Genomic DNA, 15,372 nt, shown 5'->3' with positions numbered 1-15,372 from the left:
CCGGTTATCAGCACATGAGCACCCACGCAGACAGCAAGCCCTGGACCGTTCCCGCCCTGGCCGAGGCCAAGCGCAATGGCCAGAAGCTGGTCATGTTGACCGCCTACGACGCCGGCTTTGCCCGTACCTTCGATGCCAATGGCGTCGACCTGATCCTGATCGGCGATTCGCTGGGCATGGTCGTGCAGGGCCATGATTCGACCCTGCCGGTGACCGTGGCCGACATGGTCTACCACACCCGCGCCGTGGCCCGCGTGCTGCAGCGTGCGCTGCTGGTGGCCGACCTGCCGTTCGGTGCCGATGCCACCCCGGAACGCGCGCTGGATGCATCGCTGCAGCTGCTGCAGGCCGGTGCCGAGATGGTCAAGATCGAAGGTGCCGGCTTCAAGGTCGACATCATCCGCTACCTGGTCGAACGCGAGATTCCGGTCTGCGCGCACCTGGGCCTGACTCCGCAGTCGGTGTTGCGCCTGGGCGGCTTCAAGATCCAGGGCCGCGGCGATGCTGCACGCCAGCTGGTGGAGGATGCCAAGGCCGTGGCTGCCGCCGGCGCCAGCATCATGGTGCTCGAATGCGTGCCGACCCCGGTCGCCGCCGAAGTGACCGCGGCGGTGGATGTGCCGACCATCGGTATCGGTGCCGGCCCGCAGTGCGACGGCCAGGTGCTGGTACTGCACGATTTCCTCGGCCTGGACAGTGGCCATCGCCGTCCCAAGTTCGTCAAGGATTTCCTTGCCGAAGGCGGTTCGGTGGCCGGTGCCACCCGCGCCTATGCCGACGCCGTGCGCGACGGCAGCTTCCCCGACGAACAGCACGCCTACGCCCAATGATCCAGACCTTCAACGAGCTCGGCGCGCTGCGCGAGCAGATCGCCCAGTGGAAGCGCGAGGGCCTGCGCGTGGCGCTGGTGCCGACCATGGGCAACCTGCATGGTGGCCACCATTCGCTGGTGACCCTGGCCCGCCAGTACGCCGACAAGGTGGTGACGAGTATCTTCGTCAACCCGACCCAGTTCGGGCCGAACGAGGACTTCAGCCGCTACCCGCGCACGCCCGAGGCTGACGTGGCCGGGCTGGAGCAGGCCGGCTGCGATGCGGTGTGGCTGCCCAGCGTCGAGGCGATGTATCCGCTGGGCGTGGACAAGACCACGCAGATGCACGCGCCGGGTGTCAGTGAAGTGCTGGAAGGCGCCAGCCGCCCGGGCCACTTCGACGGCGTGTGCACGGTAGTGGCGCGCCTGTTCCTGCAGGTGCAGCCGGATGTGGCCGTGTTCGGCCGCAAGGATTACCAGCAGCTGGCCGTGATCAGGCAGATGGTGGCCGAGCTGTCGTTCCCGATCCAGATCGTCGGTGCCGAGATCGTGCGCGACGAGGATGGCCTGGCCAAGAGTTCGCGCAACCAGTACCTCAACGCCGAACAGCGACCGGTTGCGACGACCATTCACCGCACGCTGCTGGGCATGCGCGAAGGCTACGTGGCCGGGCACACGCGGGTGCAGATCGAGGCCGACGCCACGGCGGCGCTGCAGGCGGCCGGTTTCCAGGTCGACTACGCCGTGCTGCGCACGCCCGAGCTGGCCGAGCCGACCTTCGACGGCGGTGGCCGCGTGGCGCTGATCGCCGCGCGCCTGGGCACGACGCGCCTGATTGACAACCTGGAGTTCTGAGCCGCACGCGGCTTGGGGGCGCCCGTAACGGGCGCCTCTGCACTTCCCACGGACGGGAGACCGGAAATGAAAGCCCCCAGCACTGATACCGGCCGCCTCGCCCAGGCCTCGATCCTGGCGGTGCTGGCGGCAGGCATGTTGCCGGCCCAGCTGTTTGGCGGCCTGTTGTTCGCGCTCGAATTCAGGCGTACGCCGATGCCTGCGCTCACCGGTGGTGGGCTGATGTTCGTACTGGCCGTCTGCAATGCCATCGCGGTGTTGCTGCCGATGGCGCTGATCCTGCAGTCTCAGCAGCGCCTGCGCCGGGCCGGCTTCGTGCTGGTCGGCTTCGGGCTGGGCGCGCTGGCCTTGGCCACCTGCGCCTGGCCGGGAGAAAACCAGGGGCCCTGGCTGCAGCGCCTGCGCTACGTCGATACCTTCGATGTGATCAGCTATGCCTTGCAGGTGCTGGCCGCGGGAGGCTTCGGGCTGGTCGCCGGGCTGGCCTTCCATACGGTGTTCCGGCTGTCTCTGGAAGGCAGTTCCGGGCACGCAGCGCCGCCGCCGCCGGGGGAGGGCACCTGAACAGCCTTCAGCGTCCTGCTGCAGCCCCCTGACGATGGTCAAGCGGGTGCTAGAATCCGCTCTTTCCTTTGCCGTTGCAGCGCCCCCCATGCACCTGTCCCTGCTCAAGACCAAGATCCACCGCGCCACCGTCACCCATTCCGAGCTGAACTACGAAGGCTCGATCGCCATCGATGACAACCTGCTGGCTGCCACCGGCATCCGCGAGTTCGAACAGGTGCACATCTGGGACGTGACCAACGGTGCGCGCTTCTCGACCTATGCCATCCGCGCCGAAGCCGGCAGCGGCGTTGTCTCGCTCAACGGTGGCGCCGCGCGCCACGTGCAGGTCGGTGACATCATCATCATCGCCGCGTTCGCCAGCATGACCGAGCAGGAAGCTGACAGCTTCAAGCCGAAGCTGGTGTACGTTGATGGCAAGAACCAGATCACCCACACCAACGACACGATCCCGACCCAGGCCGCATGACAACGAACAACGGATTCGACTCGCTGCATTCCCATGCCCAGCGCCTGAAGGGCGCAAGCATCCCCAGCCTGCTCGCCGCCGAACCCGGCCGCGTGCAGGATCTGGCGCTGCGGGTCGGTCCGTTGTACGTCAACTTCGCCCGGCAGAAATACGATGCCGCGGCGCTGCAGGCATTGCTGGCTTTGGCCGCCGAGCGTGATGTCGGCGGTGCCATCACCCGCCTGTTCCGTGGCGAGCAGGTCAATCTGACCGAAGGTCGCGCCGCGCTGCACACCGCGCTGCGTGGCGATGTGGTCGATGCGCCGGTGGCAGCCGAGGCCTATGCCACCGCGCGCACGATCCGCCAGCGCATGGGCGTGCTGGTGCGCGCGCTGGAAGACAGCGGCGTCACCGACGTGGTCAGCGTCGGCATCGGCGGTTCCGATCTCGGTCCGCGCCTGGTCGCCGATGCGCTGCGCCCGGTCAGCGGTGCGCGACTGCGCGTGCATTTCGTGTCGAACGTGGACGGCGCCGCCATGCAGCGCACGCTGGCTACGCTGGATCCGGCGAAGACCGCCGGCATCCTGATCTCCAAGACCTTCGGCACGCAGGAAACCCTGCTCAACGGCCAGATCCTGCACGACTGGCTGGGTGGCAGCGAGCGCCTGTATGCAGTCAGTGCCAATCCGGAACGTGCCGCCAAGTCCTTCGCCATCGCAGCCGATCGCGTGCTGCCGATGTGGGACTGGGTGGGTGGCCGTTATTCGCTGTGGTCGGCGGTCGGTTTCCCGATCGCGCTGGCGATCGGCTTCGAGCGCTTTGAACAGTTGCTGGAAGGCGCGGCGCAGATGGATGCGCATGCGCTGGATGCACCGCTGGAGCGCAACCTGCCGGTGCTGCACGGCCTGACCGACATCTGGAACCGCAACCTGCTGGGCCATGCCACGCACGCGGTGATGACCTACGACCAGCGCCTGGCGCTGCTGCCGGCCTACCTGCAGCAGCTGGTGATGGAAAGCCTGGGCAAGCGCGTGCAGCGTGACGGCCAACCTGTCACCACCGACACCGTGCCGGTGTGGTGGGGCGGGGCGGGCACCGATGTGCAGCACAGCTTCTTCCAGGCGCTGCACCAGGGCACCAGCATCGTTCCGGCAGATTTCATCGGCTGCGTGCACAACGACGATCCCTACACGATCAATCATCAGGCCTTGCTGGCCAATCTGCTGGCGCAGACTGAAGCACTGGCCAATGGCCAGAGCAGCGACGACCCGCACCGTGATTACCCGGGCAGCCGCCCGAGCACGCTGATCCTGCTCGACGCGCTGACCCCGCAGGCATTGGGCGCACTGATCGCCATGTACGAACACGCTGTGTACGTGCAGTCGGTGATCTGGAACATCAATGCCTTCGACCAGTTCGGTGTCGAGCTTGGCAAGCAGCTGGCCAGTGGCCTGTTGCCGGCGCTGCAGGGTGAGGATGTGGCGATTGCCGATCCGATGACCCGCGAGATCCTGGCGCAGCTGAAGGGCTGACCCGGCCTGCGGATGTGCCGGCGCCGGCCGGCCATCCCATGCCTCTCCGGTTGCCTTCGATCCGGTCGCGCACGAGTGTCTGCGCGGCCACTCATTCCGTTCTGTTTCCGTGCTGCACATGCCGCGCATCCGCGTGCCTGCCGCAGCGCAGCTTGACTGCGCATCGCGTGCCAATGCAGTGTGCACGGGCGGCTGTACCTGTCATCCAGTATCGCTCGCAGCATGAAGTTGATGCCAGGGACTGGCCGTATCCGAAGGGACGTGGAATCGATCCATGTCCTCAACGCCTCATGTTGTGAATGACAGGAGATTGCGAATGGATCTGAATGACGATGTTGTGTCCGGCTGGCTCAATGGCTCGGACGATGTGGATGGGTGCGCCAACCCTGCGGGTTCGCTGTTCATCTATGGCGCTGGGGCCACCGAGTCCGCGCTCACGTCGGCCTCCGACACCCTGATCACGGGTGGCGGTACCGAATGCACCACCACGATGTCGGTGGTCAATCACTGCCTGTGCTGTTGATGTAGCCCGAGCCGGCACGCAGCGGCTTGCGCTGCGTGCCGGCGACTGGAACAGACTCTGGACACTTTGCAGGGGGCGTAATGACCGCTTCTCCGGCTGCGGCCGCGTTTGCGCGCATCACCGAACATTTCCTTGCCGAGGCGCGCGCCGCGTTGGCGGCTGGCCTGCATGACCCCGCCATCGATCTGCGGCCGGACGAGCGCGCGCTCCTGCATGAGCAGGGCGATGCGGCGCTTCGTGAACATGCCCAGCTCAAGCTCAACCGCGTGCTGTTGCTGGAACTGCATGCGGCCGCGCGCGGTGGTGACATCGGCCCGCTTGAGGGCGCCGGTGCGCTGGACGAATTCGTGGCCCTCGCCACCGGCGAGGGCTTCCATGAGCATCTGCAGCGACGCTACCCGGTGCTGCTGCCGCGGCTGTCGCGCATGCTCGAAGGACAATGTGCGGCCGTGGTGGAGCTGGCCGCGCGCATCGGCCGTGATCGTGCGCTGCTGACGGACCTGCTCGGCAGTCCGGCAGGATCGCTGCGTGCGGTGTCGCTGGGGCGCGGTGACCTGCACGGTGGCGGACGGACCGTGGCGCGGTTGCAGTTCGACGGCGGTACGCTGATGTACAAGCCGCGCTCGCTGCGTATCGATGCCACGCTTGATGGCCTGCTTGCCGCCGTCTTCGGCGAGGGCCCTGGCCGGGTACGCGTGCCGCACGTGGTGGATCGTGGCAGCCACGGCTGGGCCGCATTTGCCGCGCACCGCTATTGTTCCGGTGACGAGGAGCTGCGGGCCTATTACCGCGGTCTCGGCCACTGGCTGGCCATCCTGCGCCTGGTGGGCGGGACCGACATCCACCTGGAGAACCTGATCGCGGTCGGGCCGGTGCCGGTGGTGGTCGACGCCGAAAGCGTGTTCTCGCAGGTCATCGACGTCGAACCCTCCGGTCTGGGCGATGCCTACGACACGGCCGTCAAGCTGATGCGCAATTCGGTGCTGCGGACCGGTATCGTGCCGTTCCGCACCACCGGCCTCGGCATGGAAGGCGTGGACCTGTCCGCCGCCGGCGCACTGCCGGGCGAGCAGCCGCGCGTGCAGGTGCCGGTGATCATCGAAGACGGGACGGCGCCGGCGCGGCTGGGCCTGGTCGAGGCAGAGGTCGCCATCGCACAGAACCATCCAAGCCCGCAGCCGGATGTTTCGTTGTACTGGGACCACATCAGCGAGGGCTTCATCGACGCCAGTGGACGCCTGCGCGCGCTCGATGCCAAGGGCGAACTGATGCCACTCCTGGCGGCTTTCGAAGGCTGCCAGGTGCGCGACGTGCGGCGGCCGACAATGGCCTACGCAGAGCTCGGGCGGATGCTCTGGCATCCAGCCTCGCTGCACAACGAAGCCCAGGCGGTTGAACGCGCGATCGATCTGCTGGTGCGCAATGCAGCGGTGTCACCGGCTGCGCCATCGGACCTGGACACCGTCCGTAGCGAAGTGGATGACCTGCGCCACGGTGACATTCCGATCTTCACTTCGCAGCTGGACGCAGCGCGCATCCGCTCCATCGCCGACAACTGGCGTGCGATGCGCATCGACCTGGAAGACGTGACCATCCGCAGCACGCTGGTGGCCACCGACCTGAACCAGCATGCGCTGGCCCGCGCCGAGGCTCGATCCGGCTACAGCTATGCCGCACAGCATCCGCGTGCGGACGACCTGGACGCGCGCCGTCGTGCGCTGGCCGCGCGCGCGGTGGAGAGCCTGCTGCGGCTGGCGGTGCATGGTGAGGACGGTTCGATGACCTGGATCACCCCCGAGGTGACCCGTACCGGATGGACCGTCCAGCCGGTGCAGCCCGACCTGTATTTCGGGCTGGGAGGTATTGCATTCGCATTGGCGGCTTACCACCGGGAAGTGGAGCAGGGGCGTGCCGACCCGGTAGCGGGGCTGGGCCCGGCCATCGATGGCGCCCTTGCGGTATTCCAGACCATGTGTGAGCAGCACCCCGCCGAGATCGATGGTGGATTCGTCGGAACCGGTTCACAGATATGGACATTGCTGGCATTGCACGACCTGTTGCAGCGACCGGCGTTGCTGGTGCTGGCGGAACGTTGTGCGGAAGCCGCAGAGCGTCGCGGCTTCCAGGAGGCGACAAAGTTCGAACTGATCGATGGCGTGTCCGGCATGATCCTGCCGTTGCTGTCGCTGGCCGCGGCTACCGGGAACGCACGCTGGCTGGAGCTGGCCGCCGCAGCGGGGCGTCGCATGCAGGAAGCGGCGATCGTCGATGCCGACGGCGCACGCTGGCCGACGCCACAGTTCCGAGAGCCGATCGGTGGCTTCGGCCACGGTGCGATGGGCATGGGCTGGGCGCTGGCACGGCTGGCGCGTTCGGATGCCGGCAGCGTGCCTGAGCGAGCGGCCTGGCGGCAGTTGGCTGAAGGAGCGTTTGCGTTCCAGGCGGCGCTGTTCGAACCGCATACCGGGCACTGGCGTGACATCCACCTGCAGGATGGGCAGAAGAACTTCCCGACCTGGTGCCATGGCAGCGTTGGTATCGGTCTGGCGGCGGCGGATCTGTATGCCCGCACCGGCGATCCCGCGCAGTTGCGTGACATGCGGCGGGCTGTGGCCGACGCGCGCGGCAAATGGGGGTTCAGCCACACCCTGTGCCACGGCGATGTGTCCACCCGGGAGCTGCTGGTGCTGGCGGCTGCGCTGGATCCGGAGGGATGTCCCTATCCGCAGGATGAGGCGGCCATCGAGATCGTTTCTTCAATCGAGGAGCACCAGGGCATGGTCGGCGGACTGACCCGCGCGGCCTTCACTCCGGGCCTGATGATCGGCCTGGCAGGTGCGATCTATGGTTTCCTGCGCATGCATCCGGCCTGCGCGCTGCCGTCGCCGTTGCTGCAGGAGACGACAGTGGCCCGGGTCGATGCACCGGCATCGCGTTCCAGTACCGCGCAGGACCGAGCGGTGCTGGCCGAGGTCTGAGCCGGGCGGGGCCGGCCGCGATCAACGGCTGGGATCGCGTTCCGGGCTCGGTCGCTTGGCCAGCTTGCGCTGCAGCGAACGCCGGTGCATGCCGAGCAGGCGCGCGGCCGCCGATACGTTGCCGCCGGTCTCATGCATCGCCTGCTGGATGTGCTCCCACTGCAGGCGGCTGATCGGCGTCATCGCGTCCGGCACTTCCATTTCGCCATCGTCGGCCGGGCCGTCATCTTCCTCACCGAGGGCGCGCAGGATCATCGGCACCGTGGCCGGCTTCGGCAGATAGTCATCGGCCCCGAGCTTGATCGCTTCGACCGCCGTGGCGATGCTGGCGTAGCCGGTCACCAGCAGGATCCGCATGTCCGCGCGCAGGGCGCGCAACGGCTGGATCAGCGCCAGGCCGGAGTCGCTGCCCAGCTTCAGGTCGATCAACGCGAAGGCGGGCGGATGCTGGCGGGCCAACGCCAGTGCGCTGGCGGCATCCTGCGCGGTCTGCGTTTCCAGCCCCTTGCGGGCCAGGCTGCGCTGCAGCGTGCGCAGGTACAGTTCGTCGTCGTCGACCAGCAGGCCGAGGGTTGAGGCGCTCATGGGGTTTCCTCGCGTAGGGCCAGCGGCAGGCGGAAGCCGACGCGGCTGCCGGCCCCTTGGGCCGGGCGCATCCACATCTCGCCGTCGAGGCGTTCGATGGTGGCATGGGACAGGGCCAGGCCGACCCCCATGCCTTCACTCTTGCTGCTGCCGAACAGCTTGCCCGGCAGCACCGCGGCGCGCGCGTTGAAGCCGTGGCCGTAGTCGCGCACCTCGCCGATCAGATCGTTGCCTTCGATGCGCAGGTCCAGGTCCACGCGCGGCCGGCCGGCCTGTTCGCCGGCATCGGCGGCATTGTTGAGCAGGACCATCAGCAGATGGCCCACGCCGGGATCCAGCGGCAGCCGCAGCGGTGCATCGTCGTTGCGGTGCAGATCGATGGTCGGACGCACCAGTCGCCACTGTTCCAGCACCTGCTGGGCCGTGGATACCGCCCGGCCCGGGCCGTCCGCCGAGGCCGGTGCGGCCAGCGCCAGCACACGCTCGCGGCACTGCACCAGCAGCTCGCGCAGGGTTTCCATGTCCTCGCGCACTTCCGGCTCTTCACTGCGCTCGGCCACGTCGTCGGCGAGCAGGGTCATGGTGGCCAGCGGTGTATTCAGTTCGTGCGCCACCGACGCGGCATGGGTCGCCAGGGCGACGATGCCCTCGTTGCGGGCGAAGCGTTCGCGCAGCGCCGACAGTTCCAGTTCGCGCTGGCGCAGCGCCAGTGCCAGGCGGGTGGAGAAGGCCAGCACCACTGCGGCGGAAATCAGGAAATTGGCGACCACGCCCCAGCGGTTGAGGTCCTGCGCACGGAAATAGCCATCCGGCAGCGATTGGCCGAAGATGCCGCTGGCGGCGTAGCCGAGCAGGCAGGCCAGCGCGACCGCCAGCGCCCAGCGCAGGGGCAGGGCGAAGGCGGCCAGTGCGATCAGGATCAGGAACAGTGAACTGAACGGGTTGGCCATGCCACCGCTCCAGCCCACCATCCAGGTCAGGATGATTACGTCCACCAGGATGTGGCCGAATGCGGTCAGCGGCGCGGTGTCGGCCGCTTCCGGGCGCAGCTGGGTATAGACGTTGAACAGGGTCAGCACGGCCACGCCGGCCCACAGCGGCAGCTGCGGCAACGGCAGGCCCAGCACCCAGGTGGCGACCAGGATGGTGGCCGCCTGGCCACCTACGGCAAGCCAGCGCAGGCTGCATAGGGTTCGGAGAAACGGGGCGTCGGGACCGGTCATTCACGCTCATCCTATGCGTTCACGCGTGACCGTGCCTGCGACAATCGGCCGCAGCCGTGCCGCCGGCTGAATGCGAGTCACCCGGAATGCGGGAGCGGGCGGTAGAATGCGCCCATGCACGACGCCGTCACCCGCCCGACTCCCCCCTCCGATGCCACCTCCTGGCCCCGCCGCCAGACCCATGCCGTGCAGATCGGCGGGGTCACCGTAGGTGGAGGCAAGCCGGTGGTGGTGCAGTCGATGACCAACACCGACACGTCCGACGTGGCCTCCAGCGTGAAGCAGGTGGCCGAGCTGTGGCGTGCCGGTTCGGAAATGGTGCGTTTGACCGTCAACACAGTTGAAGCCGCTGCGGCGATCCCGCGCATCGTCGACAAGCTGGCGATGATGGGCATCGACGTGCCGCTGATCGGTGACTTCCATTACAACGGCCACCAGTTGCTGACCGCCGAACCGGCGTGTGCCGAAGCGCTGGCCAAGTACCGCATCAACCCGGGCAACGTCGGCTTCGGCAAGAAAAAGGACCTGCAGTTCGCCCAGCTGATCGAGTTCGCGATCCGCTACAACAAGCCGGTGCGCATCGGCGCCAACTGGGGCTCGCTGGACCAGGCCCTGGCGGCGAAGCTGATGGACGAGAACAACCTGCGCGAACAGCCCTGGGACGCCGGTCGCGTGCTGCGCGAGGCGCTGATCCGCTCGGCGCTGGATTCGGCCGAGCAGGCAGTGGAACTCGGCCTGCCGCGCGACCGCATCGTGCTGTCGGCCAAGGTCAGCGGCGTGCAGGAACTGATCGCGGTGTATCGCGACCTGGCCCAGCGCTCGGACTTCGCCCTGCACCTGGGCCTGACCGAGGCCGGCATCGGCAGCAAGGGCATCGTCGCCTCGTCCGCGGCGCTGAGCGTGCTGCTGCAGGAAGGCATCGGAGACACCATCCGCATCTCGCTGACCCCGGAACCGGGCCAGTCGCGCACGCAGGAAGTGATCGTCGCCCAGGAACTGCTGCAGACCACCGGCCAGCGTGCCTTCACGCCGCTGGTCACGGCCTGCCCGGGCTGCGGCCGCACCACCTCCGAGTTCTTCCAGGAGCTGGCCAAGGTGGTGCAGAACCACGTGCGCGAGAAGATGCCGCTGTGGAAGATCCACCACCCGGGGGCGGAGAACATGACCCTGGCGGTGATGGGCTGCATCGTCAACGGGCCGGGTGAGTCGCGCCATGCCAACATCGGCATCTCGCTGCCGGGCACGGGTGAAACGCCTGCAGCGCCGGTGTTCGTCGATGGCGAGAAGAAGGTGACCCTGCGTGGCGACAACATCGCCCAGGAGTTCGTCGCCCTGATCGACGATTACGTCGAACACAAGTATGTCCGAAGCGCCGGATAAGCCTGCGATCCTCGCTGCACCGGAGTCCGCCTCCGGCTTCCGCCACTGGATGGCGCGCAACGCCTGGCGCCTGGTCCTGCTGTTCGGCGGTGTGTTGCTGCCGCTGGCCGGCTTCGTCGCCCTGGCTGACGAGGTGCACGAGTTTGAATCGTTCCATTTCGACGCGCCGCTGCTGTGGCAGATGCATGGCCTGCATTCGCCGCTGCTGGACCGCTTCTTCGTGCTCATCTCCAAACTGGGCTACGAATGGTTCCTGATCCCGGCCGACGTGCTGATCATCGGCGCGCTCCTGGGCTACCGGCGTTGGCGCGAGGCCACCTTCGTGGCGGTCAGCTTCGTCGGCTCGGCGCTGCTGAACATGGGCAGCAAGCACTTCTTCCAGCGCCAGCGCCCCAGCCTGTGGGAATCGATCGCGCCGGAATCGACGTTCAGCTTCCCCAGCGGCCACGCGATGGGCTCGATGACCCTGGCGGTGACCCTGGTACTGCTGGCCTGGAACACCCGCTGGCGCTGGCCGGTGCTGCTGCTGGCGCCGGCATTCAGCCTGCTGGTCAGCGTGTCCCGGGTCTATCTGGGAGTGCATTACCCCTCCGATATCCTGGCCGGATGGTGTGCCGCGCTGGTTTGGGTGGTAGGGTGCTATCTGGTCATGTTCAGTCGCCGGCACCCTTGGCGACGTCACGGCCCGCCGCCAGCGAAGGCCAGCGAAGCATCATCACAGGGGGATTGACGTGGATGGCCCTTGAGGGACGTCTACGTGATAGATCAGTTGTTTCGTTGCAGCAGGTTCTGCAAGACAGGGGGCAAGCACAACGCGCGGTACTGTGATGCGCAAGGCAGATTGCCGGGGTCGCATTCCGAACGCGCTTGCAGGGGTATCGGCACCCCACCTAGCTTGACCTGCAATGGCCGCATTCGAAGAGGTACGTGAATGACGATTCGAGTCTACCTGGTGGATGACCGCGCACTGGTCCGCACCGGTATGAAGATGATTCTGTCGGGGGAAACCGACATCGAGGTGGTGGGCGAAGCCGAGACCGGCGAGGACGCGCTGCGCGAGGTCCGCCAGCTGCTGCCGGACGTAGTGCTGTGCGACCTGCATCTGCCGGGTGTGAGCGGCATGGAAGTGACTGAGCGCATCGTGCGCAGCCACCGCAATACCCGCGTGGTGATCGTGTCGGTGCTGGAAGATGGCCCGCTGCCGAAGCGGCTGCTTGAAGCTGGTGCTGCCGGCTACATCGGCAAGGGCTGCGATGCGCAGGAACTGCTGCGCGCGGTGCGCGACGTGGCCGGTGGCCGTCGCTACCTGGGTACCAGCATCGCGCAGAACCTGGCGCTATCGACGGTGGAAGGCAACGGTTCGCCGTTCGACAGCCTGTCGCCGCGCGAGCTGGAAGTGGCGTTGCTGCTGACCCAAGGCCTGCGCCAGGAAGACATCGCCCGCCGTCTGAGCCTGAGCGCGAAGACGGTGAACACGCATAAGGCGCGGTTGTTCGAGAAGATGGGGATCCACGACAACATCGCGTTGGCGCGGATGGCCAGCCAATACGGGCTGGTGGATCCGGCACGGCCGCTGTAAGGGATTCGGCCTTCTGTAGAGCCGAGCCCATGCTCGGCTGCGCTTCATTCCGCTGGAGTGGAGCCGAGCGTGGGCTCGGCTCTACAGCTGCGTTCGGCTCAGTGGCCGCGAACGCGCTGGATGATCTTCGCGGCGTCAGCGGCGCTGGCGCGCACCTTGGCCCATTCGCCATTGGCGATCCAGTTGCCCGGCACCATCCACGAACCGCCGATGCAGACCACGTTCTTCTGTTCGAGGTACTCGGCGGCGGTGTTTTCGGTGATGCCGCCGGTCGGGCACAGCTTCAGGTCGGCGACCGGGCCGGCCAGACCCTTGATCATCGCCAGGCCACCCACGGCCGTGGCCGGGAACAGCTTGCACACGCGGAAGCCGCGCGCATAGAGCGACAGAAGCTCGGTCGGCGTGGCCGCACCCGGCACCACCGGTAGCGGCGCAGCGGCCAATGCATCGGCCAGCGCCGGCGGCGTACCAGGCGTCACCAGGAAGTCCGCGCCCGCATCGATCGACTGCTGCATCTGCTCCACGGTCAGCACCGTGCCCGCGCCCACCACCACATCCGGCAGCTCGCGCTTGAGCATCGCCAGCGCTTCCATCGCCACCGGTGTCCGCAGCGTCAGCTCGATGGCCGGCAGGCCACCTTCCAGCAGCGCCGCACTGACCGCCCGCGCCTGGTCCAGCGTATGAATCGTCACCACCGGCAGGATGCCCGCCGCATGCAACAGCTCCGCCGCCTTCACCTGATGTTGTTCGATACCCATGCTTTTGCCCTTGCCTTTGCTCTTCTTGATTCAGTGGCCGCAGCGCAGATGATGCGCCGGGAATTGTCCAAGGGCAGTAGAGCGCCCTGGCCGGGACCGTGAGCGGCATGGATGCCGCGATCGAGCCCCCATGGATGGGTTTACGGCGTGTCCCGGCCAGGGCGCTCTACTGCCCAGGCCGGGAAGCCTGCCGCGGCTTTTCGCTTCAGGCGTCCTTCGCCTCATGCGGTGCCGCCGCCGCCGCGGCATCATGCCCCAGCTCGTACTCCGCGTCGTAATCCCACGGCCCACCATCGGCCGCCGCCGGCCCACACGAAATCGAAATCGCCCCCTGGTCGGCCGGACCCACCATGTGACGGTTGATCGCAAACAGATTGCGGCCCAGGTCATGCGCGGCGGGCGCGGTGTTCGGCGCCAGCGGACGTGCTGCCCATTCCGCCGCATCCACCAGCACTTCCAGCGTGCCGGCCTCGCCATCCAGGCGGATCATGTCGCCTTCGCGCACTTTGGCCAGCGGGCCACCGCGCGCCGCTTCCGGCGTCACGTGGATCGCCGCCGGAATCTTGCCCGAGGCGCCGGACAGGCGGCCGTCGGTGACCAGTGCCACACGCCGGCCCTGGTTCTGCAGCAGGCCCAGCAGCGGCGCCAGCGAATGCAGTTCGGGCATGCCGTTCGCACGCGGGCCCTGGTATCGCACCACCGCCACAAAATCCTGCGGCAGCAGGCCACCGGCGTGCAGCTTGTTCAAAACCTGTGGTGCATCCACCACCACCGCCGGTGCTTCGATCGTGCGGTACTGCGGCTTCACCGCCGACAGCTTGATCAGCGACTTGCCCAGGTTGCCGCGCAGCAGGCGCAGGCCGCCCTGGTGTTCGAACGGGTTGTCGACACCGCGCACTACTTCGTCATCGGCGCTGCGTTCCAGGCCCGGCAGATAGACCAGCTGGCCGTCGCGCAGCTGCGGCTCGCGCGCATAGTCGGCCATGCCGCCACGCGCGACGCTCACGAGGTCGCCGTGCATCAGGCCCGCCTTGATCAGCTCGCCGAACACAAACGCCGGGCCGCCGGCCGCAGCGAAGCGGTTCACGTCGGCGTCGCCGTTCGGATAGACGCGGGCCAGCAGCGGGATCAGCTGCGACAGCTCGTCGAAGTCGTCCCAGGTCAGCACGATGCCGGCGGCGCGTGCCACGGCGATCCAATGGATGGTGTGATTGGTCGACCCACCGGTTGCCATCAGCGCGATGACCGCGTTGATGATCGCGCGCTCGTCGATGATCCGGCCCAGCGGACGGAAGTCATCGCCCAGCGCGGTGATGTCCAGCGCACGTTCGGTGGCTTCGCGGGTCAGTGCATCACGCAGCGGCGTGCCCGGGTTGACGAACGACGCACCCGGCAGCTGCACGCCCATCGCTTCCAGCAGCACCTGGTTGGAATTGGCGGTGCCGTAGAAGGTGCAGGTGCCAGCGCCGTGGTACGACGCGGACTCGGCTTCCAGAAGCTCTTCGCGGGTCGCTTCGCCGGCGGCGTAGCGTTCGCGCACTTCGGCCTTCTGCTTGTTCGGAATGCCCGGGGTCATCGGGCCGGCCGGCACGAACACCGCCGGCAGGTGGCCGAAGGCCAGTGCACCGATCAGCAGGCCCGGCACGATCTTGTCGCACACGCCGAGGTAGACGGTGGTGTCGAACATGTCGTGGCTGAGCCCGATGGCGGTCGCCTGTGCGATCACATCGCGCGAGAACAGCGACAGTTCCATGCCGCCTCGGCCCTGGGTGACGCCGTCGCACATCGCCGGCACGCCGCCGGCCACCTGTGCGGTGGCGCCCAGCTCGCGGGCGATCTCGCGGATCTGCTCGGGATAGGTCTCGAACGGCTGGTGCGCCGACAGCATGTCGTTGTACGCGGTGATGATGCCCAGGTTCGGCGTCACGCCACCGCGCAGGCGGCTCTTGTCGGTGCCGCCGCAGGCGGCGAATCCGTGGGCGAGGTTGCCGCAGCTCAGGCGGCTGCGGAACGGGCCCTCACGCAGGGAGGCATCGATCGCGGCCAGATAGGCGGCACGCGAGGCGGCGCTGCGGCGGATGACACGCTCAGTGATGGCTTGCAGTTGCGGATGGAGGCTCATTGGCTACCGGCGTT

At 67.5% G+C, this 15,372-nt stretch carries 14 protein-coding genes; 10 read left to right on the top strand and 4 right to left on the bottom strand.

Features of this window, described 5'->3' with window-relative positions; all coding sequences use genetic code 11:
• Nucleotides 1-14: 14 nt before the first annotated feature.
• The 7 genes from panB to ARC63_RS09145 all read left to right on the top strand — a co-directional run bounded on the left by panB (nt 15) and on the right by ARC63_RS09145 (nt 7,711).
• On the top strand, nt 15-830 hold the full coding sequence (gene panB, locus ARC63_RS09175) for a 3-methyl-2-oxobutanoate hydroxymethyltransferase (protein WP_005416119.1): 816 nt from the start codon (nt 15-17) through the stop codon (nt 828-830).
• Nucleotides 827-1,666, top strand: coding sequence for a pantoate--beta-alanine ligase (panC, locus tag ARC63_RS09170; RefSeq protein ID WP_043402539.1), 840 nt, complete (start codon nt 827-829; stop codon nt 1,664-1,666). Before panB ends, panC begins: the two co-directional genes overlap by 4 nt.
• A gap of 66 nt (nt 1,667-1,732) precedes the next feature.
• Complete coding sequence (locus ARC63_RS09165) at nt 1,733-2,230, top strand: hypothetical protein (RefSeq protein WP_057503085.1); 498 nt, start codon at nt 1,733-1,735, stop codon at nt 2,228-2,230.
• 88 nt (nt 2,231-2,318) lie between these two features.
• The gene (gene panD / locus ARC63_RS09160) at nt 2,319-2,699 is read left to right on the top strand and encodes an aspartate 1-decarboxylase (RefSeq protein WP_005409061.1); all 381 of its coding nucleotides are present in this window, start codon (nt 2,319-2,321) and stop codon (nt 2,697-2,699) included.
• Nucleotides 2,696-4,210: a glucose-6-phosphate isomerase gene (pgi, locus tag ARC63_RS09155; protein ID WP_057503084.1), complete on the top strand. Its 1,515-nt coding sequence runs from the start codon at nt 2,696-2,698 to the stop codon at nt 4,208-4,210. The genes panD and pgi overlap by 4 nt, the downstream gene beginning before the upstream one ends.
• Nucleotides 4,211-4,526: 316 nt before the next feature.
• Nucleotides 4,527-4,733 carry a DUF6229 family protein gene (locus tag ARC63_RS09150; protein WP_049400943.1) on the top strand — a complete coding sequence of 69 codons (207 nt, stop codon included), beginning with the start codon at nt 4,527-4,529 and terminating at the stop codon, nt 4,731-4,733.
• 80 nt (nt 4,734-4,813) lie between these two features.
• The gene (locus tag ARC63_RS09145; RefSeq protein WP_057503083.1) at nt 4,814-7,711 is read left to right on the top strand and encodes a type 2 lanthipeptide synthetase LanM family protein; all 2,898 of its coding nucleotides are present in this window, start codon (nt 4,814-4,816) and stop codon (nt 7,709-7,711) included.
• A gap of 21 nt (nt 7,712-7,732) precedes the next feature.
• On the opposite strand, the gene ARC63_RS09140 is transcribed toward ARC63_RS09145, so the two are convergent.
• Together ARC63_RS09140 and ARC63_RS09135 are read right to left on the bottom strand one after the other, a co-directional pair.
• The gene (locus tag ARC63_RS09140) at nt 7,733-8,296 is read right to left on the bottom strand and encodes a response regulator transcription factor (protein ID WP_005409063.1); all 564 of its coding nucleotides are present in this window, start codon (nt 8,294-8,296) and stop codon (nt 7,733-7,735) included.
• Nucleotides 8,293-9,519, bottom strand: coding sequence for an ATP-binding protein (locus tag ARC63_RS09135; protein ID WP_049453348.1), 1,227 nt, complete (start codon nt 9,517-9,519; stop codon nt 8,293-8,295). Before ARC63_RS09135 ends, ARC63_RS09140 begins: the two co-directional genes overlap by 4 nt.
• A gap of 114 nt (nt 9,520-9,633) precedes the next feature.
• On the opposite strand from ARC63_RS09135, the gene ispG reads away from it, so the two are divergent.
• From ispG to ARC63_RS09120, 3 genes are all read left to right on the top strand, one after another.
• The gene (ispG, locus tag ARC63_RS09130; protein ID WP_014036794.1) at nt 9,634-10,899 is read left to right on the top strand and encodes a flavodoxin-dependent (E)-4-hydroxy-3-methylbut-2-enyl-diphosphate synthase; all 1,266 of its coding nucleotides are present in this window, start codon (nt 9,634-9,636) and stop codon (nt 10,897-10,899) included.
• Complete coding sequence (locus tag ARC63_RS09125) at nt 10,880-11,629, top strand: phosphatase PAP2 family protein (protein ID WP_010484323.1); 750 nt, start codon at nt 10,880-10,882, stop codon at nt 11,627-11,629. The genes ispG and ARC63_RS09125 overlap by 20 nt, the downstream gene beginning before the upstream one ends.
• Nucleotides 11,630-11,830: 201 nt before the next feature.
• Nucleotides 11,831-12,478 carry a response regulator gene (locus ARC63_RS09120; RefSeq protein WP_057503082.1) on the top strand — a complete coding sequence of 216 codons (648 nt, stop codon included), beginning with the start codon at nt 11,831-11,833 and terminating at the stop codon, nt 12,476-12,478.
• A gap of 98 nt (nt 12,479-12,576) precedes the next feature.
• Here ARC63_RS09120 and eda read toward each other — a convergent pair whose 3' ends face one another.
• Together eda and edd are read right to left on the bottom strand one after the other, a co-directional pair.
• Nucleotides 12,577-13,236: a bifunctional 4-hydroxy-2-oxoglutarate aldolase/2-dehydro-3-deoxy-phosphogluconate aldolase gene (gene eda / locus ARC63_RS09115; RefSeq protein ID WP_057503081.1), complete on the bottom strand. Its 660-nt coding sequence runs from the start codon at nt 13,234-13,236 to the stop codon at nt 12,577-12,579.
• A gap of 205 nt (nt 13,237-13,441) precedes the next feature.
• Nucleotides 13,442-15,358: a phosphogluconate dehydratase gene (gene edd / locus ARC63_RS09110; RefSeq protein WP_057503080.1), complete on the bottom strand. Its 1,917-nt coding sequence runs from the start codon at nt 15,356-15,358 to the stop codon at nt 13,442-13,444.
• Nucleotides 15,359-15,372 lie beyond the last annotated feature (14 nt).

The sequence above is a fragment of the Stenotrophomonas geniculata ATCC 19374 = JCM 13324 genome (assembly GCF_001431625.1).
Taxonomy (GTDB): domain Bacteria; phylum Pseudomonadota; class Gammaproteobacteria; order Xanthomonadales; family Xanthomonadaceae; genus Stenotrophomonas; species Stenotrophomonas geniculata.
Note: the sequence above shows the minus strand (reverse complement) of the source record. Positions and strands in the feature narration are given on the sequence as shown.